Source organism: Stenotrophomonas sp. SMYL20, from assembly GCF_036320045.1.
Lineage (GTDB): Bacteria > Pseudomonadota > Gammaproteobacteria > Xanthomonadales > Xanthomonadaceae > Stenotrophomonas > Stenotrophomonas maltophilia_A.
In genome coordinates this window covers 25,858-46,207 of the sequence record NZ_JAWIRT010000013.1, presented here as the reverse complement: position 1 = coordinate 46,207, position 20,350 = coordinate 25,858, and the positions used below count along the sequence as shown (strand labels likewise).

At 66.0% G+C, this 20,350-nt stretch carries 27 protein-coding genes, 4 tRNA genes and 1 riboswitch; of the genes, 18 read left to right on the top strand and 13 right to left on the bottom strand.

Going from position 1 to position 20,350, the window contains the following annotated elements:
* The first annotated feature begins 9 nt into the window (after positions 1-9).
* Both V3B48_RS11645 and V3B48_RS11640 read left to right on the top strand, forming a co-directional pair.
* Positions 10-738 (top strand): ABC transporter ATP-binding protein, encoded by a 729-nt coding sequence (locus V3B48_RS11645; protein WP_201118674.1) that lies wholly within the window; start codon positions 10-12, stop codon positions 736-738.
* A complete protein-coding gene (locus V3B48_RS11640) occupies positions 735-1,649 on the top strand; it encodes an HlyD family efflux transporter periplasmic adaptor subunit (protein WP_329893776.1) in 915 nt (304 codons plus the stop codon). Before V3B48_RS11645 ends, V3B48_RS11640 begins: the two co-directional genes overlap by 4 nt.
* A gap of 10 nt (positions 1,650-1,659) precedes the next feature.
* On the opposite strand, the gene V3B48_RS11635 is transcribed toward V3B48_RS11640, so the two are convergent.
* The 3 genes from V3B48_RS11635 to V3B48_RS11625 form a co-directional block, all read right to left on the bottom strand.
* Positions 1,660-2,142, bottom strand: a complete 483-nt coding sequence (locus V3B48_RS11635; RefSeq protein WP_223224653.1) for a hypothetical protein — start codon at positions 2,140-2,142, stop codon at positions 1,660-1,662.
* A 64-nt stretch (positions 2,143-2,206) separates the two neighbouring features.
* The gene (locus V3B48_RS11630; RefSeq protein ID WP_049423211.1) at positions 2,207-2,650 is read right to left on the bottom strand and encodes a hypothetical protein; all 444 of its coding nucleotides are present in this window, start codon (positions 2,648-2,650) and stop codon (positions 2,207-2,209) included.
* Positions 2,643-3,044 (bottom strand): hypothetical protein, encoded by a 402-nt coding sequence (locus tag V3B48_RS11625; protein ID WP_329893775.1) that lies wholly within the window; start codon positions 3,042-3,044, stop codon positions 2,643-2,645. The genes V3B48_RS11630 and V3B48_RS11625 overlap by 8 nt, the downstream gene beginning before the upstream one ends.
* A gap of 130 nt (positions 3,045-3,174) precedes the next feature.
* On the opposite strand from V3B48_RS11625, the gene V3B48_RS11620 reads away from it, so the two are divergent.
* The 3 genes from V3B48_RS11620 (at position 3,175) to V3B48_RS11610 (ending at position 3,608) form a co-directional block, all read left to right on the top strand.
* Positions 3,175-3,250 (top strand) — tRNA-Gly (locus tag V3B48_RS11620).
* 142 nt (positions 3,251-3,392) lie between these two features.
* Positions 3,393-3,468 (top strand) — tRNA-Gly (locus V3B48_RS11615).
* Positions 3,469-3,534: 66 nt separating this feature from the next.
* Positions 3,535-3,608: transfer RNA gene (locus V3B48_RS11610), tRNA-Cys, on the top strand.
* Positions 3,609-3,685: 77 nt separating this feature from the next.
* Here V3B48_RS11610 and V3B48_RS11605 read toward each other — a convergent pair.
* Positions 3,686-4,090: an NUDIX domain-containing protein gene (locus V3B48_RS11605; RefSeq protein WP_049420992.1), complete on the bottom strand. Its 405-nt coding sequence runs from the start codon at positions 4,088-4,090 to the stop codon at positions 3,686-3,688.
* A gap of 107 nt (positions 4,091-4,197) precedes the next feature.
* Between V3B48_RS11605 and V3B48_RS11600 the strand changes: the two genes are divergently transcribed.
* A complete protein-coding gene (locus V3B48_RS11600) occupies positions 4,198-4,719 on the top strand; it encodes a GNAT family N-acetyltransferase (protein ID WP_329893774.1) in 522 nt (173 codons plus the stop codon).
* A 10-nt stretch (positions 4,720-4,729) separates the two neighbouring features.
* Here the strand turns inward: V3B48_RS11600 and V3B48_RS11595 are convergent, their stop codons facing one another.
* Complete coding sequence (locus tag V3B48_RS11595) at positions 4,730-5,371, bottom strand: flavin reductase (protein WP_107432308.1); 642 nt, start codon at positions 5,369-5,371, stop codon at positions 4,730-4,732.
* A 105-nt stretch (positions 5,372-5,476) separates the two neighbouring features.
* Between V3B48_RS11595 and V3B48_RS11590 the strand changes: the two genes are divergently transcribed.
* Positions 5,477-6,181, top strand: coding sequence for a winged helix-turn-helix domain-containing protein (locus V3B48_RS11590; protein WP_049399948.1), 705 nt, complete (start codon positions 5,477-5,479; stop codon positions 6,179-6,181).
* 123 nt (positions 6,182-6,304) lie between these two features.
* Positions 6,305-6,574, top strand: a complete 270-nt coding sequence (locus V3B48_RS11585; RefSeq protein WP_032128923.1) for a hypothetical protein — start codon at positions 6,305-6,307, stop codon at positions 6,572-6,574.
* A gap of 15 nt (positions 6,575-6,589) precedes the next feature.
* On the opposite strand, the gene V3B48_RS11580 is transcribed toward V3B48_RS11585, so the two are convergent.
* The 3 genes from V3B48_RS11580 to V3B48_RS11570 all read right to left on the bottom strand — a co-directional run bounded on the left by V3B48_RS11580 (position 6,590) and on the right by V3B48_RS11570 (position 8,838).
* Positions 6,590-7,354: a thioesterase family protein gene (locus V3B48_RS11580; RefSeq protein ID WP_329893773.1), complete on the bottom strand. Its 765-nt coding sequence runs from the start codon at positions 7,352-7,354 to the stop codon at positions 6,590-6,592.
* A 118-nt stretch (positions 7,355-7,472) separates the two neighbouring features.
* Positions 7,473-7,673 carry a hypothetical protein gene (locus V3B48_RS11575; RefSeq protein WP_032128925.1) on the bottom strand — a complete coding sequence of 67 codons (201 nt, stop codon included), beginning with the start codon at positions 7,671-7,673 and terminating at the stop codon, positions 7,473-7,475.
* Positions 7,674-7,761: 88 nt separating this feature from the next.
* Positions 7,762-8,838, bottom strand: a complete 1,077-nt coding sequence (locus V3B48_RS11570) for a hypothetical protein (protein ID WP_329893772.1) — start codon at positions 8,836-8,838, stop codon at positions 7,762-7,764.
* A gap of 261 nt (positions 8,839-9,099) precedes the next feature.
* Here V3B48_RS11570 and V3B48_RS11565 point away from each other — a divergent pair, with 261 nt between their 5' ends.
* Both V3B48_RS11565 and V3B48_RS11560 read left to right on the top strand, forming a co-directional pair.
* Positions 9,100-9,612, top strand: coding sequence for an ATP-binding protein (locus V3B48_RS11565; RefSeq protein WP_125894742.1), 513 nt, complete (start codon positions 9,100-9,102; stop codon positions 9,610-9,612).
* Positions 9,613-9,708: 96 nt separating this feature from the next.
* Positions 9,709-10,542, top strand: coding sequence for an AraC family transcriptional regulator (locus tag V3B48_RS11560; RefSeq protein WP_032128928.1), 834 nt, complete (start codon positions 9,709-9,711; stop codon positions 10,540-10,542).
* A 3-nt stretch (positions 10,543-10,545) separates the two neighbouring features.
* Here the strand turns inward: V3B48_RS11560 and crcB are convergent, their stop codons facing one another.
* Together crcB and V3B48_RS11550 are read right to left on the bottom strand one after the other, a co-directional pair.
* Entirely contained in the window at positions 10,546-10,938 is a 393-nt protein-coding gene (gene crcB / locus V3B48_RS11555; protein ID WP_032128929.1) for a fluoride efflux transporter CrcB, read from the bottom strand.
* 82 nt (positions 10,939-11,020) lie between these two features.
* Positions 11,021-11,084: riboswitch (Fluoride riboswitch) on the bottom strand.
* A gap of 22 nt (positions 11,085-11,106) precedes the next feature.
* Complete coding sequence (locus tag V3B48_RS11550) at positions 11,107-11,508, bottom strand: transcriptional regulator (RefSeq protein WP_010486043.1); 402 nt, start codon at positions 11,506-11,508, stop codon at positions 11,107-11,109.
* Positions 11,509-11,619: 111 nt separating this feature from the next.
* Between V3B48_RS11550 and V3B48_RS11545 the strand changes: the two genes are divergently transcribed.
* Complete coding sequence (locus V3B48_RS11545; RefSeq protein WP_032128930.1) at positions 11,620-11,829, top strand: hypothetical protein; 210 nt, start codon at positions 11,620-11,622, stop codon at positions 11,827-11,829.
* 353 nt (positions 11,830-12,182) lie between these two features.
* Positions 12,183-12,419, top strand: a complete 237-nt coding sequence (locus V3B48_RS11540) for a hypothetical protein (protein ID WP_032128931.1) — start codon at positions 12,183-12,185, stop codon at positions 12,417-12,419.
* Between the two features lies 1 nt (position 12,420).
* Here V3B48_RS11540 and V3B48_RS11535 read toward each other — a convergent pair whose 3' ends face one another.
* The gene (locus tag V3B48_RS11535) at positions 12,421-13,470 is read right to left on the bottom strand and encodes a 4Fe-4S dicluster domain-containing protein (protein WP_121503772.1); all 1,050 of its coding nucleotides are present in this window, start codon (positions 13,468-13,470) and stop codon (positions 12,421-12,423) included.
* Positions 13,467-13,754 (bottom strand): hypothetical protein, encoded by a 288-nt coding sequence (locus tag V3B48_RS11530; RefSeq protein ID WP_010486039.1) that lies wholly within the window; start codon positions 13,752-13,754, stop codon positions 13,467-13,469. The genes V3B48_RS11535 and V3B48_RS11530 overlap by 4 nt, the downstream gene beginning before the upstream one ends.
* 179 nt (positions 13,755-13,933) lie before the next feature.
* On the opposite strand from V3B48_RS11530, the gene V3B48_RS11525 reads away from it, so the two are divergent.
* Complete coding sequence (locus tag V3B48_RS11525) at positions 13,934-14,374, top strand: group III truncated hemoglobin (protein ID WP_049399954.1); 441 nt, start codon at positions 13,934-13,936, stop codon at positions 14,372-14,374.
* Positions 14,375-14,418: 44 nt separating this feature from the next.
* Positions 14,419-15,828 carry an oxygen-independent coproporphyrinogen III oxidase gene (gene hemN, locus V3B48_RS11520; protein ID WP_132809774.1) on the top strand — a complete coding sequence of 470 codons (1,410 nt, stop codon included), beginning with the start codon at positions 14,419-14,421 and terminating at the stop codon, positions 15,826-15,828.
* 23 nt (positions 15,829-15,851) lie between these two features.
* On the opposite strand, the gene V3B48_RS11515 is transcribed toward hemN, so the two are convergent.
* Positions 15,852-15,938 (bottom strand) — tRNA-Leu (locus V3B48_RS11515).
* Positions 15,939-16,068: 130 nt separating this feature from the next.
* Between V3B48_RS11515 and V3B48_RS11510 the strand changes: the two genes are divergently transcribed.
* The 4 genes from V3B48_RS11510 (at position 16,069) to V3B48_RS11495 (ending at position 20,232) form a co-directional block, all read left to right on the top strand.
* A complete protein-coding gene (locus tag V3B48_RS11510) occupies positions 16,069-16,503 on the top strand; it encodes a BLUF domain-containing protein (protein ID WP_329893771.1) in 435 nt (144 codons plus the stop codon).
* Between the two features lie 142 nt (positions 16,504-16,645).
* Positions 16,646-17,932, top strand: a complete 1,287-nt coding sequence (locus tag V3B48_RS11505; protein ID WP_329893770.1) for a nucleotide sugar dehydrogenase — start codon at positions 16,646-16,648, stop codon at positions 17,930-17,932.
* A 55-nt stretch (positions 17,933-17,987) separates the two neighbouring features.
* The gene (locus V3B48_RS11500) at positions 17,988-19,610 is read left to right on the top strand and encodes an FMN-binding glutamate synthase family protein (RefSeq protein ID WP_049420983.1); all 1,623 of its coding nucleotides are present in this window, start codon (positions 17,988-17,990) and stop codon (positions 19,608-19,610) included.
* Between the two features lie 160 nt (positions 19,611-19,770).
* Positions 19,771-20,232, top strand: a complete 462-nt coding sequence (locus V3B48_RS11495; protein WP_329893769.1) for a GNAT family N-acetyltransferase — start codon at positions 19,771-19,773, stop codon at positions 20,230-20,232.
* Positions 20,233-20,350: the final 118 nt, after the last annotated feature.

Sequence of the window (20,350 nt, the reverse complement as noted above, 5' to 3'; positions counted from 1 at the left end):
GACCGGCCGATGACTTCCGAACGCGCCGTCGCCCCGACCCTGCAGGCCGACGCACTGGAAAAGGGTTTCATGTCCGGCGACGTGCAGGTGCCGGTGCTGCGTGGCCTGTCACTGGACATCTATCCCGGTGAACTGACCCTGGTATCGGGCCCATCCGGTTGCGGCAAGAGCACGCTGCTGTCGTTGCTGTCTGGGTTGTCTGCGCCCGATGGCGGCCGCGTGCACGCGCTCGGGCAGGATGTGGGCCACATGACGCGCAGCGAAGTGGAGCGCTTCCGCCTGCACCATGTCGGCTTCGTGTTCCAAGGCTTCAATCTGTTCCCCGCACTGACCGCACTGGAACAGGTGCAGCTGCCGCTGGGCTATCGCGGCATGAGCAATCGCGAAAGCGAACCGCTGGCCCGCAAGGCATTGGACGAGGTGGGCCTCAGCCACCGCAGCCACATGCGACCGGCGCAGCTGTCCGGTGGTGAGAAGCAGCGCGTGGCCGTTGCGCGCGCCTTCGCCAAGTCGCCGACGCTGATCTTCGCCGACGAACCCACCAGCGCGCTGGACGCCGAGAACGGCCAGCGCGTGATCGACATCCTGCATCGCTACGCACGTGCGCATGGCGCCACCGTGCTGTGCGTGAGCCACGATCCACGCCTGATCCGGCATGCGGATCGGGTGATCGCCATGGAAGACGGCATGGTCCGTGATGACCGCCGCCAGAACGAAACTGTAGAGTCCGCCCCATGACCAAGACGTTGCACCTGCTTCCCTTCAGCCTGGTACTGTCCGCGGCGCTGCTGCTCGGCGCCTGTTCCAAGGACGCGCCTGCCCAAGCACCTGCAGGTAAAGCCGGCACTGCCACCGCCGGCAAGGTCGCGGTGGCGCGCGGCATCATCGACGTCGAGGGTGGCCTGATCGCGCTGGCGCCGCCGGTGGATGGTTCGATCACCGCCGCGCCGGTGAAGGAGGGTGCCACGGTGAAGAAGGGACAGTTGCTGCTGTCGCTGGATGGCGCCCTGCTGCAGCAGGAAGTGGCGATGGCCACCGCCGATCTGGCCCTGGCCAACGACCGCCTGAAGGGCAGCCAGGCGCAGTTGCGCGAACTGGAGCGCAACGCCACCCGTCTGTCCACCGGCGCCAGCGAAGGCGTGTCGTCCAACCAGCAGGCCGATGCGGCCAAGCAGCAGCTGGCAGGTGTGCGCGCCGATGTCGATGTGGCCGGTGCGCAGGTCGACATGGCCCAGCACAAGCTGGAACACGCCAGACTGAAACTGCAGCAGATGTCGCTGAGCGCGCCGGAAGCCGGCACCGTGGTCGGCCAGATGCCGGGCCTCGGTGCATTCGTGCAGGGTGGCAAGCCGGCGATCTCGCTGCTGCCGGCACGCCCGCTGCAGGTGCGTGCAGAACTGAGCGCCGCCTATGCCGATGCCGTGCAGGTGGGCATGAAGGCCACCGTCGTGCCGGACAGCGATGGCGCCGAAAACACCGGCACGCTGCCACCCGCGCGCGTGGTGCGCATCAGTCCGGTGTTCGCGCAGGCGCGCCTGCCTGAAGACGCCGGGCGTGGCGTGGCCAAGGTGGTGGAGTGCGTGCTGGAGTTCGACGGCGCGGCCAAGGCGCGGTTCGGCCAGCATGTGCGGGTGGAGTTCCGGAAGTAGGGCGTGGGCCTCAGTTCCCGAGCCAACGTCGCAGGCGAGGCCAGAGTGAGGCCGGCACAACCACGAGCAGTGCCAGCAGCAGGATGGCGCTCATGCCGAGCAGCCAGTTCGAGTGGACGTCGCGCACGGGGGATTGATGCATGGCAGCCAAGCCCCATAGGACGTTCCACCCCAGCCATGGAATGAGGCTGATCAGGATCCGCAGCCACAGGCGGCGGAACCGCCATGGCTGCACAGCCAGGCCCAGCGCTGTCATTTCCACGAGGACGATCAGCGCGAACGTGATCACCGAGCCGATGGGATAGGGCAGTGTCCCGGACTCGGTGTGACGCAGTTGCCAGTAGTCTGGCTTGAAGCCGGCATGGATGAGCGCGGCAACCAGCAGTAGCCAGATGAGTGATGCCAGCAGCCAGAAGGAAGGGGGAGCACGGAATGCGATGGGCAGGGGCACGATGCAGGCGTTCGTCGCTGGCGGATCCTCAACTTCCTGCATCGGCCTGCCGCAATCCATGCAAGAGATCCGAAAATGAAGCGGTGAAGCCCTCGGATCCAGCGCCTTAAGGAACCGCAGTCGGGGTCTTCTTCCTGCCGGAAATGCGTCCCAGGACGCTGACCAGCGACACCACGCACAGCGCCAGCAGCAGTCCCACGTCCAGCAGCAGCAACCACAGCAGGTGCATGCCGTGCACCGGTGGCTGATGCATGGCCGACAGCATCCACGGTACCGACCACGCCAGCAGCAGAACGAAGGCAATCAACAGGCGCAGCCACAGTCGCTTCAGTTTCCATGGCCGCACGATCAAGGCGGCCACGACCAGTTCTACCGTGCCCAGCAACGCGAACACGATGACAGTGCTGGTCGGGTAGGGCAGTTCGGCGCCTTCCAGGCGGTGCAGCAACCAGTAGTCCGGGGTGAAGCCGGCATTGACCAGTGCGGCGATCAGCGCCAGCCAGGTCAGCGCGACCAGCAACCAGAACAGGCGGATGTAACGTCTAGGCATCGGCGGTGTCCATGGTAGCGGGCAGGCGGCTGCGTGATGCATAGCACACCGATGTGGCGATCGCGGCCAGCGCCAGCAGGCCAGGCCCGACAGTGAAGTACAGCAGGCGCAGCGGGTGGTTGTGCATCAGCGTCCAGGTCGCGAACGTCAGCGGAACCGCCAGCACCAACAGCTTGGCGAACAGCGGCCGCAGCACCGCAATCAGTGGCTGGGCGCCGAGGAACATATGGAACAGATGGAACTGGGCGATGCCAAGGCCGATGTCGCGATGCGAGGTGAAGCCGAAACTGTCGCGATACCAGTTCATTCCCAGCGGAATCAGTGCCCAGTACAGCAGCGCTACTACCAGATGCAGAAGCAGGGCGATCAACAGGGGCTTGCCGCGAAGGAACATGGGCGCACGGGGCTGGGCGGGGCAGCGTACCCCAGTGCGGACGCCCATGACCGCATCGTGTGAAGACTGTTGACGGCGTGAAGGAATTTGGACACAATAGCGCTCCTTCGACGCAGGTCGAACGGAATCTGCGGGAATAGCTCAGTTGGTAGAGCGCAACCTTGCCAAGGTTGAGGTCGCGAGTTCGAGTCTCGTTTCCCGCTCCAGATTCTACAGGGCCCCGGTAGGGGCCTTGTTTTTCTCCCGCCATGGCAAGGCGGGGCACGTTGGGCCACAGGGCTTTACGCGCAGTCAGAAAAGTGAAATCGCTGGTGTGTGTTCCGGATTTCCGGTACCATGGCGGCTTACGCGGGAATAGCTCAGTTGGTAGAGCGCAACCTTGCCAAGGTTGAGGTCGCGAGTTCGAGTCTCGTTTCCCGCTCCATGTTCCGACAGGCCCCATCATGGGGTTTTGTCTTGTCAGGGCTCCGTTCCTGGCGCGCAGTACGTTGGCCTCATGGCAGAGTGGCTATGCACCGGATTGCAAATCCGTTTACAGCGGTTCGATTCCGCTTGAGGCCTCCAATTGAAAAGCCCTGACTCCGGTCAGGGCTTTTTTGTTTGTCTGGATGCCAGCTAACCTGCGTCCGGATCGATACTCGCTACAGCCTGGCCAGCGCCTGCACCGTGGCCTGGGTCAGTGGCTGGGGCAGCGCATCCAGCGCGAACCAGCCCAGCCCTGTCTGCACACCCGGCTCCTGGATGGAGGCCTCGGCACCGGCAGGTGCCCGAGCCTCGAAGATCGGCGCGACCCAGTGCTGCGCAAGCGCCGGCTCGAAATGATCGGCCACGCACAGCAGGCGCAGCAGCGTCACTTCCAACGCCGTCTCCTCGCGAGTTTCGCGGACCACGGCAGCCTCCACCGTTTCCATCCAGTCGACTTTGCCGCCGGGCAGGCCCCAGTGCCCGCGCTCCGGATCGCGTCCGCGCTGGATCAGCAGGATGCGGCCGTCGGCATCACGGACGACGGCGCCGCATCCAACGCGGGGAATCTGAAGTTCAGTCATGGCGGAGAGTGAAGAAGGAGCTGTCTTCATTCTTGCATGCACGCCGTATCAGGCGAACCCGCGCTAGGCTGGGCACCTGTGCATCAGCAACCTCACAGGTGTGTCGCATGCTTCTCCGGCAACTCGGCGCTGACGACGCCGATACTCTCTGGCAAGCACGGTTGCAGGCCCTTCGCGAGTCGCCTGCGGCGTTCCTGTCCACGCTGGCCGAGGCGCAGAATGACTCGGCGGACGTGATGCGCGCCCAGCTTGGCGATCCCGGCACGCGCTACTTCGGCACGTTCGTTGACGGCATGCTGGTAGGTTTCCTGCGTTACGTACGCCCGGTGCGGATGGCGCGACGGCATACGGCGGAAGTGCACAGTGTCCATGTGGGTGCTGGCCATCGAGGCCAGGGTGTCGCCCGTCAGCTTCTTCTTGCCGCGTTCGCGGCTGCGCGCGCGGAAGGCATCGAATCGCTCACTCTCACGGTGCTGGCGGACAACGCCGCCGCGCGCGCGCTGTATGAATCGCTGGGTTTCACCGAATCCGGCGTCGAGCCGCGCGCGGTGAAGCGCGACGGCCGCTATGTGGACATGGTGTCGTACTGGATTTCAGTGACCAGCCACCCACCATCGCCGGCACCTTGAATCACCCGCTCTACGCCGGATCGTGGACCGGCGTCTGCGCGCGGAAGTTGCGCCCGACTGGTTCACCCACGCTCAGGTAGTGGCGGAACAGATAGATCAACGGTTTCCAGTGGGCGACATCGATGTGCTGGGTGCCAGCCACGGTGATCGCTTCGTGCGCATGCACGCAACGGATCCGTCCTTCGACGATCACGAAGCCCTGACCGTCATCCTCGCCGGGCGGGTGCATCGCCATCACGCTGACTTCCACCTGCAGCGGGCACTCGGCAATCGCCTCTGGTGCGACGTGCGTCGAGGCGACCGCACTGAAGCCCCCGAGCGCGAACTTGTCGCGGACGTGCACGTAGCCCATCGCCTGTTTGGCAGTGGGCACCGGATCGCAGCCTGTCGCGCGCGCGATGGCCTCGACCTGTGCGGCCTGCGCGGAGGATGGGAAGTTCAGTACGCACTCGTTGCGCAGCTGCAGGTTGCGATAGCCCTGACCCTGCACGCCGAGGCCCAGCACCACCCGGTTGCCCAGGGCCCAGAACGAAGACAACGGACTGATGTTGCTGCTGCCGTCGTCGTTCAGCGTGGTCATCAGCAGCACAGGCGTGCCCGGGTACAGGACCGAAGGGGTGATGCGGCGGCGGGGAATCGGAGCGGTTTTCACGGCAGGCCTTGCACTATCGGGGTGGCCACTGTGCCGTGGCAGCGGGTGCCGACGCTTCGGCCTGCATCGAACTGTCGGCCTGCAACGGCGTGCCACAATGCGGGCATGGTCCACACCTCCGGTTCCCTTGTCAGCGTCGGTGCCCTGGTTGGCGACCAGGCGCGCGCATCCATGCTGCTGCAGTTGATGGATGGGCGTGCGTATACCGCGACGGAGCTGGCACGCGTGGCTGGGGTAACACCGCAGACGGCGAGCACGCATCTGCGCAGGCTGGTCGAGGGCGACCTGCTGGTCGCTGTCGCGCAGGGGCGCCATCGCTATCACCGGCTGGCCTCGCACGAAGTCGCCGACATGCTGGAGGGCATCCTGCGCGTTGCGGACCGCACGCCGTCCTGCACCGCTGAGGCATCACGCAGCATGCCGGCGTTGCGCCAGGCGCGTTCCTGCTACCGGCATCTGGCCGGTGTGCATGCGGTGGCGATTACCGACCGCTTGTTGCAGGCAGGGCACCTGGTCCCGCACCAGGCGCATTGGCAGGTGAGTGTGGAGGGCGCAGCGTTCCTGCAGGAGCTCGGCCAGCCGCTGGCTGAGCTGCTGCGGCTTCCCGTGACGGTCAAGCCTGCGCGCTACTGCCGAGGATGCCTGGACTGCACCGAGCGGCGCCCGCATCTGGCCGGGCTGGTCGGCGAGGCGATGCTGGACAGCTTCGTGAAGAACGATTGGCTTCGGCGGGTTGAGGGTCGACGCGAACTGCGCCTGACGCAGCCGGGGCGCGAAGCGCTGTGGACGCGGTTCGGCCTGGCGACATAAGGGCCCCTCCAGTCTCATTCGCCCACGACATGGCAAGGCGCTATGGTCGAGTTCCAAGTCTTAGGGAGCTGCAATGGCGAGCAAGGACATGAACGATCGCGGCACGCTGGCGGTATGCCGGCAATGAGCAAATCTTCTGTGGAAGTACGTTGGCTGACGTTCCGCCTGATGAACGGCCAGTCGATCGGACCGGATCGGCTGAAGGATGGATGGGTGATTGCTTCGGAGACCCGCCACTGTGGCGTGCGGCGTGAAGCCATCGAAGGCGCGGGCGTGGTCTACGCGCTGTATGCACCGGCCAACCTCGCCTCACCGCGGCGCGCGGAGATGCGCATGCGCGAATTCCTGATGAGCTCCGGCTACACCTTCACCATGGGTACGCTGGGCGGCTGACGCCGCCCTTTGGGGTCACGGGCGTACGGTCAGTGCCTGGCCGAGCATGCCGATCGGACCGCGCGCATCGTGCAGCACGGTGCTGGTCAAGCCGAGACCCTGGTGGCCAAACGACACCGACGTGTCGAAGCCCAGCCACTCGCCTTCGGGCATGCCGAACAGGTGCGCGGTCAGATCGAGGTTGGGGAAGGCGACCTCCTTCGGATCGGCGCGCACGGCCATGCCATTGGACAGATCGAACAGGGTGGCGGCACGGGCCAGCGGACTGACCGGCTCGCCGTCCAGCAGCGCGTGCTTCGCGCGCGCCCAGTAGGTGGCACGGCCGGGCCCCTGATCATGTCGGCGGATCTCCACGCTCTTGATGAAACCGCCTGGCCAGACCGTACCTGGGTCCCACACGGGCATTGATTCCGGCGGAGCAATGCCGGTGATCGGCGTGCCGGCGATGGCCTGCGTATCGTTCGGGCGCATCAGCCATGCACGCACGCGCAGCGCCGGGCGATCGTCATGGCGCAGCGTGGCTTCGACCAGTTCGATGGTGCGACCACCGCGCAGCACCTGTACGTCGGCCTCCATCGCTTCGATCGGAATGGTGCCGAGGATGTCGTAGGACAGGCGCGCGATCAGAAAACCGTGCCCACGCGCTGCGGCGTCGCGTTCCAGGTGGTGCGCCAGCAGCCCGATCGCAGGTGCGATGTGTTGTTCGCGGATGTTCCAGGCGCCGCCCGTGTGTTCGGTCGGCAGGTAGCGGGTGTCGCTCAGTCGTTCGAAGAAGGCCATCGTATGCGTTGTGTCAGCAGGGAGGGGCGGCGGCAGATGCTGCGCGGGTTCCTGCATCGTAAGCGTTTGGCAGCGTGGCCGGCTGAGCCGGCTCCCGCAGGAGCCGGCCGGATGCCGGTCAGGAGGACTGGCAATCCATTTCGCGGCACATCTTGTACTGGGCCAGGCATTCTGCGGGTGTCTTGGCCAGTGGACCTGAAGTTGCGCGCAGACAATATTCGTACTGCTGGCTGCAGAATTCACAGGGGCCTGCGGCGAAGGCCAGCCCGGTCACGGCCATGCCAAGGAACATCACGGTCTTCAAGGTCGTCTTGATCATCACGTCAGTCCTTTGTGTGCTCGTCAATGGGCCCGGCCACCATAGCAGTCCTTATGGCGCGCCCCTGATGCGCTGCGACACGTTGAGCTCAACGCTGGATTGCCTTCAAGGCATCGACAACCTGTGCTTCAGAGAAGCCACAATGCCCTTCGCCCACCGGCGGCAGCACGCGCGGCAATGGTCGCGCGCCGGCCTGTGCGGCCATCTGCGGATACACCGCCTGCATGTGCGGCACGATGGTGGGATCGTTGTTGTTGAACTGGACCACCAGCGGTCGCTTCAACGCGCCGCTAAGTGCCAGCTTCGCGCGGACATCGGCCTGTGCCGCAGGCACGGGAGCGATGCGCTGCACGCCGGCATTGAACGCGGCGTCGTCACCGAATCCGCTGTACACCACACCAAGGTTGCCGGCCGGCATGCCGCCGCTGCGCGTGGCCAGTTCATGCAGGACCAGCGTGTGCAGGCTGATTGTCCCGGCCAGTGCATCCGGAGCGACCTGCAGTCGCTTGGCGAGCACGTCGCCATGCTGGGGATTCCGTTGCAGCGCGTCGGCGATGCCCTGATAGAGCACTCCCTGCGGCAGCACGGCCGCTTCATGCGAAGCCAGTCCGGTGGCCGGCAGGCCTGCAGCGTTGGGGAAGAAGTAATCGAAGGCGACCAGCGTGGTCAGCAGATCTGCGGCGATCTGTTCGCCACTGAGATTGGCACCGCACAGCGAGACGCCACCCGTGTAGTGCTGCGGGTAGCGCTCGAGGCTGGCGAGTGCCACCGCGCCGCCCATCGAGAATCCGAGCAGCCAGGTGTGGCGCACGCGCTTGAGTTCGCCCAGCGCGTGCTGGCGCAGGCGCTCCATGTCGGTGATCGCATCGGCCACTGCCCAGCCCTGGCTGGCGTAGGCACTCTGCGCGACGGCGTAGCCTGCGGACAGCAGCGTTGCGGTGCTGTCATTGGCGGTCATCGGCGTAGTGCGTGGCACGCCCACCGGCTCGTAGCCGTGCGCCAGCATCACCAGGTCGCCGTTCCAGTCAGCCGGCACGTCCAGCCGCCAGGGGGCGCCCTGCAGCTCGCCGCTGAGCATGCGTGGTGCCGTGGGGGGCGCGGCCAGCAGCGATGCCGCAGGCAGCAGAAGGCCGAGGGCGAGGGCGCATCGAAGCAAGGGTCGCATCGTGGTCATTCCATGCGGGAATGGCGCCGAGCATAGATCCCCGCAAAACCTTGCGCGCGCTGCACTGCCGCAGGGGATTGCCCGCCGGCCAGGCTGCGCTCTACGCTGGTGGCATGGTCCTGCACAGCACCGCGTCGATTATCCGCATTCCCCACGGGAAGGCGGGATAGCGCGCGGTCGCCACGGCCATGCAGCCCGCCCGGGAAGGCGGGTTGCATGCGGCGCTCTCCCGGGTACTGGAATCCATCGAGGAGAACGCAGATGCATCATCTTTCATCGACCGACAATGCGCCGACCCTGCACCTGGTGTGCGGCAAGATCGGTGCCGGCAAATCCACCCTGTCGCAGCAGCTGGCGGCGCAGCCACGTCACGTGCTGATCAGCGAGGACGCCTGGCTGGCCGCGCTGTATCCCGACCAGATCCATTCCGTTGCCGATTACCTGCAGCGCGCGGCCGCGCTGCGCGGAGCGCTGATGCAGCATGTATGCGCAATCCTGCAGGTCGGCGTTTCGGTCGTGCTCGACGTTCCGTTCAACACGCCGGCCGCCCGTGCATGGGGCCGCGAACTGTTCGAGTCGGCCGGTGTTGCCCACCAGCTGCATTTTCTCGATGTTGCCGACGCCATCTGCAAGGCGCGGCTGCATGCCCGCAACGCGCGCGGGGAGCACCCGTTCCAGGCCAGCGACGAAGCCTTCGAGCAGATCACCCGTCACTTCGTGGCACCTGCGCAGGAAGAGGGCTTCGTGGTGATCCGTCATTCACAGGAGGCTTGAGGGCGCAGAGAGGGCGGCGTTCAGTCGACCATCTCGGTGGCGATTCCGATACGATCTGTCGCATTGAGCTCGCCTCGCTTGACCCGGAGTCCCGTCATGGTCGACCGTCTCGCCATACTGCTTGAACGTTTTGCGGTGACCGCCTCGGTGTTCCATGCCGGTGCGCTGTGCGGCATCAACACGCTGGAGGGCGAAGACGAGGCGGGTCAGCTGCACCTGGTGCGGCGCGGGCCGGTGCAGGTCAGCCACGGGCAGCAGACCGTGCAGGTCGAAGTGCCGAGCCTGCTGCTGTATCCGCGGCCGATGCCGCATCGCTTCAGCACCGACCCGCAGCAGGGCGCCGACATGGCCTGCGCCAACCTGCATTTCGAGGGCGGCCGGCTCAATCCGATCAGCGCCGCGCTGCCTGATTTCATCTGCCTGCCGCTGGCCGATCTGTATGGCGGCAACGCGGCGCTGGAACTGCTGTTCGAAGAAGCGTTCGAGCAGCGTTGCGGGCGGGCGGCGATGGTCAACCGGCTGTTCGAGGTGGTGATGATCCAGGTGCTGCGTCAGCTGATGGAAGGCGGCGAGATGCGTGGCGGCCTGTTCGCCGGGCTGGGTCATCCGCGGCTGCGGTTGGCGCTGGTGGCGATGCATGAAGCGCCGGCGCAGGCGTGGACGCTGGAGGACCTGGCCGAAGTGGCCGGCATGTCACGCAGCGTGTTCGCCGCCAGCTTCCGCGAGGCGATGGGCACCACGCCGGGCCAGTACCTGCAGGGCTGGCGGGTGGGGTTGGCGCAGCAGGCACTGCGCCAGGGGCGGCCGCTGAAGCGGATTGCCGATGATGTGGGCTATGGCAGCGAAGCGGCGCTGTCGCGCGCGTTCAAGGCGCACACCGGGCAGTCGCCGCGGGAATGGCGGGGACAGGCCCGTGCCAGTGCGGCCTGAGCGTCAGCCGAGCACCAGCCGGGCCAGCTTCATCCCACCGAACAGGCCGGCCAGGCCCAGTGCCACCGAGCCGCCGGCATACAGTGCCGCCAGCCCATGCTGGCCACGCTGCAGCAGCAGGCCGATCTCCAGCGCATAGGTGGAAAACGTGGTGTAGCCGCCGAGGATGCCGGTGGCCAGCAGCAGGCGCAGCTGCGGCGAGGCGCCATTGCGCATCGCGAAGACCTCGACCACCACGCCCATCAGCAGGGCGCCGCTGACGTTGATCAGGAAGGTCGACCAGGGCCAGGGACTGCCGACGGCCACCCGCGCGCCGATCAGGTTGCAGGCATGGCGCAGGCAGGCACCGATGCCGCCTCCGACGAAGACCAGGAAATAATTGTTCAGTGTTTGCATGGCGTGCCTCGAATGCGGGTTCGCAGGGTCAATGGCGAACGCCGAGGGCAGGCACGACCTGCCGTCGACGAACACCGGGTTCGTCCTGGCAGGAGCCATCAGCCTTCTCAGGCGGTTATCGGGGGAGCCCCATCCCCATCGCGGTCCATGCTACCAGCGGCGGTGCATTCACGTCATCGAGGTCGTCAGCACGCGGGCGACCTTGCTGCGGCTGAAGCCATCCATCAGCAGTTCGAACGCGAGCAGATCCAACGCTGCATGGCGGCGATGGTCGATCTCCAGCCCGTTCTCGGCCACCAGGTGACTGACCAGCTCGTAGGCGTCCTGCCAGACATCCAGATGGGCCTGGCTGGGGATGTAGGCACTGCCAGGCTCACCGACGCCGAGCCCGCTGACCCCGTACAGCAGCTCGCGTGCGTCCAGCTTGGCCGCATCGGCGATGCGGAACAGCTGTTCGGCTTTCACGTGCGAGGCGCTCACGTGGTCGTTGAGCCAGTTGCTGATGGTTGCTGTCGTTGATTTGGCGGCGCGTGCCAGATCGGCCGGGCGTGGGTGCCCGGCTTTCTTCATGGCTGCCGCGAGTCGTTGGCCGAGAGTATTCATCTATGCAAGCCAGCTTAACGCGTGGATTGCGAAGAAGCCTTGTCGCAAGAATCAGTCTGGTTAACAGAAGGACCGACCGTGACCGAATTCTGGAGCAAGCGGCAGGTGCGCACCCGGCTGGGATTCCAGACCGATGCCGAACTGGCCCGCTTCTTTGGCATCAGCCGTTCCGCAGTGTCGCAATGGCCGAAGGATTTCCCGATTCCGGCCCTGCGGCAGTACATCCTGCATCAGCGCTATCCGAACCTGTTCCCCACGACAGAAGCGTCGGCGGGCGAATCCATCTGACTTGCGCCGCCTTTTGTCGCATTTAGCACGCTAAGCGCAATTTGCTAAGTATGCTTAGCGAAATAGGCAAGATCGATCGATCTGAGGGTCACAATCGGCGCCATCTACTGGAGTCATCGGTCCATGGTTCCCGCGGCCTGTCGGCTTCACCCCATCCGGGGGCCCCGGGGTCCCGTATGTAGTTTCGTGAACGATTAATAATTTCAATCGCTAAAGTCGCCGCATGTAATTGACCTGTCGTGAAATCTATGACTAATTGGAGTCAACCAAGCGTGAAGCCTGGGAGTCTTTCAGTAGCACGCAAGTGAGTCGGTAGACCGTCAACAATGCAGAACAAGTCCAACGGAGGTCGTATGGAATACGGCATGCATGGCTTGGCTGAACGGGTACGCCGCGAACTGGAAGCCAGTTACCACAAACACGGATGCGGTCCGGCGTTCTGGGATACCTACCAGCAGGTGCTGGACCGTCTGGTCCCGCAGGGGACCGAGCGTACCGAAGTCACCAACGAAATGGCGCTGATCATCGAACAGCTGGGCATCGTCCGGCGTGCGCAGCTTGTGCCGCCGCACGCCAGCGGGTCGCGTTGATTCAGAGCAGGCGCCAGGCGCCGCAGGCAAGCAGCGCCAGCAACAAGGACAGCAGCGCCAACGTCCGGGGTCGCCACAGGCGCTTCGGTTGTCCGGCCATTGCCTGCGGACTGCAGTAGCGCACCAGCGCCGGACCGAAACCGGCCCGGTGCTGCTGTTGTGCGCAGGCCTCCAGGCAGGCACCGCAGGCCAGGCAATCGGCTTGCGGTCCCTGTCGGATGTCCAGTTGCATCGGGCAGGCAATGACGCAGGCCGCGCAATCGGTGCAATCACCCAGACGGTCGGCGCTGAAGGTCGGCATCGGTCCAGCCAGCAGCGGATGCGCGGCGCGGAATACGTAGTCCTGCGCAGTGGTCGGGTCGAGCAGGCCGCGGCCACGGCCCAGCACCCCGCCGAGCCCGGATGGACGTGGCCCGCGCGGCTCACCGCGACGGGCGTCGTACAGCATGCGCGGCGTATGCGGATCGGTCAGCAGTGGTTGCATGCGTGCGAACGGGCACAGCGAACGGCAGACCTGCTCGCGCAGGAAACCGGCGTTTCCCCAGGTGGCAGCGGCATAGAACAGTACCCAGAACGTTTCCCAGCCGCTCCAGCCAGCGTTTGGCGCGGCGGCCAGCAAGCCGGTGATCGGGCTGAACAGGCCGACGAAGGTAATGCCGGTCCACACTGACAGCAGTCCCCAGGCAAGCTGAGTGACCGGGCGTACAGCAGGTGCCGGCAGCATGCGGGCCGCGCTGCGGGCGATCCAGTCGAAGGCGCGCCGCCACAGCGTCTGCGGGCAGGCATGGCCGCACCAGATGCGTCCGGCGAGGTGGGTAAGCAGCGCCAGGCCGACGGCCAGTACCGCCAGCAGGCCGATCAGTACGCCGACGTCGCCGGGCCACAGGGTCCAGCCGAACAGGTCGAATCGCCGCGCGTTGATGTCCAGCAGCAGCGCCTGGCGGCCCTCCCAGCGCAGCCACGGCAGTGCGTAGAACAGCGCCAGCAGGGCGGCGCTGAGCGTGCCGCGCCAGTGCCAGGGACGGGGAGTCCGGGTACATGACGTGCTCATCCCAGCGGCAGCTCGTCGTCGTCATCGCTCGGCATGGGCCGCTGCAGGTACCAGGTGACCGCGCTGGACAGTGCCGTCACCGACCAGAACATGAAGAATCCCGCCGTGTAGCCCAGTTCGCGGCTGATTGCGGTGCCCGGGAAACTGATGGCCTGCAGGCGCAATGGATCGACGAAGGCGAAGAACACCACGCTGGCCACGCCGGCGGCGATGAAGCTGGGCCAGAGGATGGCGCCCCACTGCTGGATCAGCCGCTGGCGGCGGTTGGGAGAAGGTCTGTTCATGCTGTCCCGGATCGAAAAGTGGGCGGCGCGTATACTTCGCCAGGGTCGGCGCCGCATCCGCAGGGCATGCTTCCTGCAAGCGTGCCAGCCTAGGCGCAGCGGACTGCGCCGACATTGATCTGGATCAACGGTGGTGATGGCCGGGTGCGGCACACTGCCGGCACGCTTTGGGTACCCCGATGAACGCAACACCGCCGCCTGTCCTCCCCGTCGCCTCGCCCGAGTTGTGCACCGAGCAGGAAGTGACCCGCCTGGTTCACGACTTCTATGCCCGCGTGCGCGAGGAAGAGCGGCTGGGGCCGGTGTTCGGCGCGCACGTCCACGATTGGCCCGAGCACCTGGCGCAGCTGGTCGACTTCTGGTCGGCGATGCTGCGCGGCACCCGCCGGTTCAAGGGCTCGCCGATGTCCAAGCACATGGCCATCGAGCTGGACAAGGACCTGTTCGACCGCTGGCTGGTGCTGTTCCGGATCACCACCGCCGAATGCAACAACCCGCCGATGCAGGAGCTGGCCAACGACGTGGCCGCGCGCATCGGTGACACCTTCTGGAAGCGCTACCAGATGCTGCGCTGGCCGCAGGTCGGCCTGCCGGTGCTGGGGATCCCCGGCAAGGATTGATCTGGGTCAAGGCGGCGCGGGCCGCCCGGCGCGATGCTGGCGGCATGGACACGTTCTCTCCCGCCGCCGGTGGCCTGGCCTGGACCTTCGACCCCGATCTTCTGCGCCGGCACGACCGGCCGGGCCCTCGCTACACCTCGTACCCGACCGCGCCGCATTTCCATGATGGCTTCGACGCGCCGGCGCTGCGCCAGGCGATCGCCGACAGCAACCAGCTGGCCCGCGCGCTGTCGTTGTACGTGCATGTGCCGTTCTGTTCCAGCCCCTGCTTCTACTGCGGCTGCAACCGGGTGATCACCCGTGATCGCGGTCGTGGCCACAGCTACGTCTCACGCGTGCTGGCCGAGGCCGACCTGCTGGCGCCGCAGTTCGATGACGGCCGTGAAGTGATCCAGCTGCACCTGGGCGGTGGTACGCCGAACTTCCTCGATGCCGAAGCGATGACCACGCTGGTGGAAGGATTGCGCCGGCGCTTCGATTTCAGTGATTCGCCGCAGCGCGATTTCTCGATCGAACTCGATCCGCGCTTCATCGACACCCGCGACGTCGCCATGCTGGCGCGGCTGGGCTTCAACCGGGCCAGCCTGGGCGTGCAGGATTTCGATCCGCAGGTGCAGGAATCGATCAACCGCGTGCAGGGCGTGCAGCAGACGCTGGACATCCTGCGCGCCTGCCGCGACAGCGGCATGCGTTCGGTCAACGTCGATCTGATCTATGGGTTGCCGGGACAGAGCCTGGAAGGCTTCGGTCGCACCCTCGAGCTGGTGCTGGCGCTGCGCCCGGACCGTCTGGCGGTCTACGGCTACGCGCATCTGCCGCATCTGTTCCGCGCGCAGAAGCAGATCGACGAAAGCCGCTTGCCGTCACCGGAAGACAAGCTGGCGCTGCTGGGCCTGGCGGTGGAGAAGCTCTCCGCGGCGGGCTACCAGTACATCGGCATGGATCACTTTGCGTTGCCGGAAGAGGATCTGTCGCGCGCACAACGCGCCGGCCAGCTGCATCGCAACTTCATGGGCTATACCACCCACGCCGATACCGATCTGCTCGGCCTGGGTGTGAGTGCGATCAGCCACATCGGTGCCACCTACAGCCAGAATCCGCGCGACCTGCCGTCGTGGGAGGACGCGGTGGACCAGGGCCAGCTGCCGGTCTGGCGCGGCGTGGCGTTGAGTGCCGACGACCAGTTGCGCGCGGAACTGATCCAGCAGCTGATGTGCCAGGGCGAGGTGGATGGCGTGCTGCTGGGGCAGCGTCACGGCGTGGATTTCGAGCAGTACTTCGCCGAGGACCTGCGTTCGGTACAGCGGCTGCAGGAAGACGGCCTGGCCGAATACCGCGATGGCGTGGTGCGTGCCAGTGAACCCGGGCGACCGCTGCTGCGGTTGCTTGCGATGTGCTTTGACCCGTATCTGCGTGCCGCGCACGAGCAACCACGTTATTCGCGGGCGATCTGAAAGCGGGATGTGCTGCGTGCGTGTGGTGCCCGGAGCCGGAATCGAACCGGCATGGGGTTGCCCCCGGCGGATTTTAAGTCCGATGCGTCTACCAGTTTCGCCATCCGGGCCTGCAGCGCGGCGCCGATTGTAGCCCACCTGCGGTTCCGCAACCGGATTGCATCATGGCCGCGGCGTGCTTAACTGTCGATCGCATTCATGTCATAGTCCCTGCCATCGTTCCCAGGGGGGAGCCACCTGATGTCGCTGCACGCGATTGCCTATGCCAGTGAGGCCCGCGCCGATCTGCAGACAACCGATCTTGACCGCCTGCTGGCCGACGCCACGGCATTCAATCGTGTAGCCGGTGTCACCGGTGTGCTGATGTTCGACGGAGCGCGCTTCCTGCAGTATCTCGAGGGCCCGGAGGACGGCATCGATTCGGTGTTCCAGCGCATCCTCAATGCGCGCAGCCACGGGCAGCTGAAAGTGTTGTGCCGTGCCCCCGTGGTGCAGCGCGCATTTCCGCGCTGGTCGATGGGCACGCGGCGGATCGAACCGGAGCTGCTGGCACAGATCGTCGACGCCGCGTGGCCCGGCTTCCGGCTTGGCAGCGGTGGATTCGAGCGCCTGCTGCAGGCCTGGACCGGCGCCGACGGCGAACTGGAACCGGCCGCGGTGGCGTTGGGGTCCTGAGCCCGCCTTGGCGGCAGGGCGCCGGGGCCGGTAGGCTGTAGCCTTTCTGGCGCAGGTTTTCCGGAGTGGTGCAGCAGATGAGTGTGTTGGCCGAGGCCATGGCAGCGTATGTGCGATCGCATCCGTTGCGCGGGATGTGCCGATGAGTGCGCCGGTAGCGGCGGCCAGCGCACCCCTGTTTGCGGTGATCGGCCTGGGCTACGTCGGCCTGCCGTTGGCGGTGGCGTTTGGCCGGCAGTGGCCGACGTTGGGTTTCGATATCGATGCCGGTCGCATCGCCGAGCTGCGCAACGGCCAGGACCACACGCTGGAAATGGAATCCGACGAGCTGGCCAGTGCGCAGCTGCTGCAGTACGGCAACGATCCGGCACTGCTCGATGCCTGCAACGTCTACATCGTCACCGTGCCGACCCCGATCGATGCTTACGAGCAGCCCGACCTGGAGCCCCTGCGTTCGGCGACACGGCTGATTGCCAGTCATCTTCGCGCCGGCGACCTGGTGATCTACGAGTCCACGGTCTACCCCGGTACCACCGAGGAAGTGTGCGTGCCGCTGCTGGAGCAGGGTTCGGGCCTGCGCTTCAACGAAGACTTCTATTGCGGCTACAGCCCGGAACGGGTCAGCCCCGGCGACCGCCAGCGGCGCCTGGCCGACATCCGCAAGATCACTTCCGGCTCGACAGCGGAAGTCGCTGCGGTGATTGATGGTCTGTACCAGCGCATCATCGCCGCCGGTACCTTCCCGGCACCGTCGATGCGGGTGGCCGAAGCGGCCAAGGTGGTCGAGAACATCCAGCGCGACGTCAACATTGCGCTGGTCAACGAGCTGGCCCTGATCTTCGACAGGCTGGGCATCGATACCCAGGACGTACTGGACGCCGCCGGCAGCAAGTGGAACTTCCTGCCGTTCCGGCCGGGGCTGGTCGGCGGCCACTGCATCGGCGTGGACCCGTACTATCTGCTGCACAAGTCCGAGAGCGTGGGCTATCACCCGGACCTGATCCACACCGCACGACAGGTCAACAACCGCGTCGGCGAGCACGTGGCGGCGCGGGTGCTGGCGATGCTGGCCGAGCGTGGCCGTGCGCCGGCGGACGCACGCATCCTGGTACTGGGCGTGACCTTCAAGGAGGATTGCCCGGACCTGCGCAACAGCCGCGCGCTGGAGCTGGCGCAACGCCTGCGCGATGCCGGTGCGCAGGTGGAGGTCAGCGACCCCTGGGTCGGCCCGGCGGCGCTGACCGGCGAGGGCCTGGATTGGCTGGCCGATCCCGGGGCGGGGTGTTATGACGCGGTGGTGCTGGCGGTGGCCCACGCCCGTTTCAAGGCGATGGATGAATCCGCAATCCGGGGCCTGCTGGCGCCGGGAGGCCTGGTCTACGACGTGAAATCGGCCTGGCCGCGCAACGTGGTTGACGATCGCTTGTAAGCCTTGGCAGCGGGCGGCGCGGTAGACTCGGGGGCAGTTGCAACCGAGGAAAGCCATGCACCGGTATATCGTCTACCTGCTCGCCATCCTGATGTTCCCGATATGCCTGTGGCTGGCCACGATCTGGCCGGCCTGGTACTGGGGCGTCGGCCTGACTGCCGCGATGGTGGCGCTGGGGACCTGGGACCTGCTGCAGAAACGCAGCACGCTGCGCCGCAACTATCCGGTGATGGCGCACTTCCGCTACGGGCTGGAATCGATCGGCCCGGAGATCCGCCAGTACTTCGTGCAGAGCGACCTGGAAGACGTGCCGTTCTCGCGCCAGCAGCGTGCACTGATCTACCAGCGCGCCAAGAACGAGATGGACACGGTGCCGTTCGGCACCCTGCGCAGCACCTATGCGGTGGATTACGAGTGGATCAACCATTCGCTGGCACCGACTGCCATCGCCAAGCATGACTTCCGTGTGTTGATCGGCCCGAACTGTGCCAAGCCTTATTCGGCCAGCGTGTTCAACATCTCGGCGATGAGCTTCGGTTCGCTGTCGGCCAATGCCATCCGCGCGCTGAACGAAGGCGCACGCCGCGGTGGCTTCTATCACGACACCGGCGAAGGTTCGATCTCGCCCTACCACCGCGAGATGGGCGGCGACCTGGTGTGGGAGATCGGCTCGGGCTACTTCGGTTGCCGTGACGAGAAGGGCGGTTTCAGCGAGGAACGCTTCGTTGCCAATGCCACCCATGATCAGGTCAAGATGATCGAGATCAAGCTGTCGCAGGGCGCCAAGCCCGGCCACGGTGGCGTGCTGCCGGCGCCGAAGGTGACCGCCGAGATCTCGGTGACGCGTGGCGTGCCGATGGGTGTGGACTGCGTGTCGCCGTCGCGCCACTCAGCGTTCTCGACGCCGGTCGAGCTGCTGCAGTTCGTTGCACGCCTGCGCGAGCTGTCCGGTGGCAAGCCGGTCGGTTTCAAGCTGGCCATCGGCCACCCGTGGGAGTGGTTCGGCATTGCCAAGGCGATGCAGGAAACCGGGCTGCTACCGGACTTCATCGTGGTCGACGGCGCCGAGGGTGGCACGGGTGCGGCACCGGCGGAGTTCGTCGACCATGTCGGCGTGCCGATGCACGAAGCGCTGCTGTTGGTGCACAACACCCTGGTCGGCCTGGATCTGCGCGATCGCATCCGCATCGGTGCGGCCGGCAAGATCACCAGCGCGTTCGACATCGCGCGGACCATCGCGCTGGGGGCTGACTGGTGCAATGCCGGCCGAGGCTTCATGTTCGCGCTGGGCTGCATCCAATCACTGAGCTGCCATACCGACAAGTGCCCGACCGGCATCGCGACCCAGGACCCTGCACGCTGGAAGCATCTGGATGCACCGGACAAGGCCACCCGTGTGTACAGTTACCACGAGCACACGCTGCACGCCCTGAAGGAGCTGCTGTGTGCGGCGGGCCTGAACGATCCTGCCGAGCTGGGGCCGGAGCACATCCTGCGCCGCGTCTCACCGGTGGAAATCCGTTCGCTGGCCTCGCTGTACCGCTACCTGGAACCAGGCGAACTGCTGCACAAGGTGCCCGACCATGCGGTGTTCCATGCGTTCTGGGCCGATGCACGCAGCGACTCGTTCCAGCCGCCGCCGAAGATCCAGGCGCTGCGCGCCAGCAAGTCGCGGTAACCGTTGCTGTAGCGTCGAGCCCTGCTCGACTGCCTTTCGATCAGGCGTCGAGATTAACGATTCTGTAGAGTCGAGTCTTGCTCGACTGCCTTTCAATCAGGCATCGCGCTGTTGGAACGAAGAACAGCCGAGCATGGGCTCGGCTCTACAAGGAGGCGTCATGCAGTTCAGGACCGGCACCATGGATGATGTGGCCAGGCTGTGGGCCCTGCGCACGCGCTGTGTGCGCGAGACCTGCAGCAGCCATTACCCTCCCGAGGTCATCGCGCCCTGGTCTGCCTCGCCGCCACCGTCGCAGTACGCGCGGCTGTTGTCGCAGGGGGGCTGCGTGGTGGCCGAGGACGGGCAGGGTGTCCTGCTCGGGTTCGGCGTGTTTGATACCGATGCCAACGAGGTTGATGCGTTGTTCGTCGATCCGGATCACGGCGGCAAGGGCATCGGCCAGGCGCTGATGCGGCGCCTGCTGGCGATGGCCGATCGTGATCGTGAGGTAGTGCTGTCGGCCTCGCTCAACGCCGTGCCGTTCTATCAACGGCAGGGCTTTGTCAGCGTGCGCGAAGAGACCTATCCGCATCCCAGCGGCGTGGCGCTGTCCTCGGTGAGCATGCGCCGGCCGTGGTGATGTAGCGTCGAGTTTGCTCGATGGTTTTTGTAGAGTCGGGGGGGGGGGGGGGGGGGGGTGGGGGGGGGGGGGGGCGCGGGGGGGGGGGGGGGGGGGGGGGGGGGCCGGCCCTGCCGGC

What these genes read in the sequence shown, in the direction of transcription:
- V3B48_RS11645 (WP_201118674.1), top strand. Translation starts at nt 10, where the DNA reads ATGACTTCCGAACGCGCCGTCGCCCCGACCCTGCAGGCCGACGCACTG.
- V3B48_RS11640 (WP_329893776.1), top strand. Translation starts at nt 735, where the DNA reads ATGACCAAGACGTTGCACCTGCTTCCCTTCAGCCTGGTACTGTCCGCG.
- V3B48_RS11635 (WP_223224653.1), bottom strand. Translation starts at nt 2,142, where the DNA reads ATGCAGGAAGTTGAGGATCCGCCAGCGACGAACGCCTGCATCGTGCCC.
- V3B48_RS11630 (WP_049423211.1), bottom strand. Translation starts at nt 2,650, where the DNA reads ATGCCTAGACGTTACATCCGCCTGTTCTGGTTGCTGGTCGCGCTGACC.
- V3B48_RS11625 (WP_329893775.1), bottom strand. Translation starts at nt 3,044, where the DNA reads ATGTTCCTTCGCGGCAAGCCCCTGTTGATCGCCCTGCTTCTGCATCTG.
- V3B48_RS11605 (WP_049420992.1), bottom strand. Translation starts at nt 4,090, where the DNA reads ATGACTGAACTTCAGATTCCCCGCGTTGGATGCGGCGCCGTCGTCCGT.
- V3B48_RS11600 (WP_329893774.1), top strand. Translation starts at nt 4,198, where the DNA reads ATGCTTCTCCGGCAACTCGGCGCTGACGACGCCGATACTCTCTGGCAA.
- V3B48_RS11590 (WP_049399948.1), top strand. Translation starts at nt 5,477, where the DNA reads ATGGTCCACACCTCCGGTTCCCTTGTCAGCGTCGGTGCCCTGGTTGGC.
- V3B48_RS11585 (WP_032128923.1), top strand. Translation starts at nt 6,305, where the DNA reads ATGAGCAAATCTTCTGTGGAAGTACGTTGGCTGACGTTCCGCCTGATG.
- V3B48_RS11580 (WP_329893773.1), bottom strand. Translation starts at nt 7,354, where the DNA reads ATGGCCTTCTTCGAACGACTGAGCGACACCCGCTACCTGCCGACCGAA.
- V3B48_RS11575 (WP_032128925.1), bottom strand. Translation starts at nt 7,673, where the DNA reads ATGATCAAGACGACCTTGAAGACCGTGATGTTCCTTGGCATGGCCGTG.
- V3B48_RS11570 (WP_329893772.1), bottom strand. Translation starts at nt 8,838, where the DNA reads ATGCGACCCTTGCTTCGATGCGCCCTCGCCCTCGGCCTTCTGCTGCCT.
- V3B48_RS11565 (WP_125894742.1), top strand. Translation starts at nt 9,100, where the DNA reads ATGCATCATCTTTCATCGACCGACAATGCGCCGACCCTGCACCTGGTG.
- V3B48_RS11560 (WP_032128928.1), top strand. Translation starts at nt 9,709, where the DNA reads ATGGTCGACCGTCTCGCCATACTGCTTGAACGTTTTGCGGTGACCGCC.
- crcB (WP_032128929.1), bottom strand. Translation starts at nt 10,938, where the DNA reads ATGCAAACACTGAACAATTATTTCCTGGTCTTCGTCGGAGGCGGCATC.
- V3B48_RS11550 (WP_010486043.1), bottom strand. Translation starts at nt 11,508, where the DNA reads ATGAAGAAAGCCGGGCACCCACGCCCGGCCGATCTGGCACGCGCCGCC.
- V3B48_RS11540 (WP_032128931.1), top strand. Translation starts at nt 12,183, where the DNA reads ATGGAATACGGCATGCATGGCTTGGCTGAACGGGTACGCCGCGAACTG.
- V3B48_RS11535 (WP_121503772.1), bottom strand. Translation starts at nt 13,470, where the DNA reads ATGAGCACGTCATGTACCCGGACTCCCCGTCCCTGGCACTGGCGCGGC.
- V3B48_RS11530 (WP_010486039.1), bottom strand. Translation starts at nt 13,754, where the DNA reads ATGAACAGACCTTCTCCCAACCGCCGCCAGCGGCTGATCCAGCAGTGG.
- V3B48_RS11525 (WP_049399954.1), top strand. Translation starts at nt 13,934, where the DNA reads ATGAACGCAACACCGCCGCCTGTCCTCCCCGTCGCCTCGCCCGAGTTG.
- hemN (WP_132809774.1), top strand. Translation starts at nt 14,419, where the DNA reads ATGGACACGTTCTCTCCCGCCGCCGGTGGCCTGGCCTGGACCTTCGAC.
- V3B48_RS11510 (WP_329893771.1), top strand. Translation starts at nt 16,069, where the DNA reads ATGTCGCTGCACGCGATTGCCTATGCCAGTGAGGCCCGCGCCGATCTG.
- V3B48_RS11505 (WP_329893770.1), top strand. Translation starts at nt 16,646, where the DNA reads ATGAGTGCGCCGGTAGCGGCGGCCAGCGCACCCCTGTTTGCGGTGATC.
- V3B48_RS11500 (WP_049420983.1), top strand. Translation starts at nt 17,988, where the DNA reads ATGCACCGGTATATCGTCTACCTGCTCGCCATCCTGATGTTCCCGATA.
- V3B48_RS11495 (WP_329893769.1), top strand. Translation starts at nt 19,771, where the DNA reads ATGCAGTTCAGGACCGGCACCATGGATGATGTGGCCAGGCTGTGGGCC.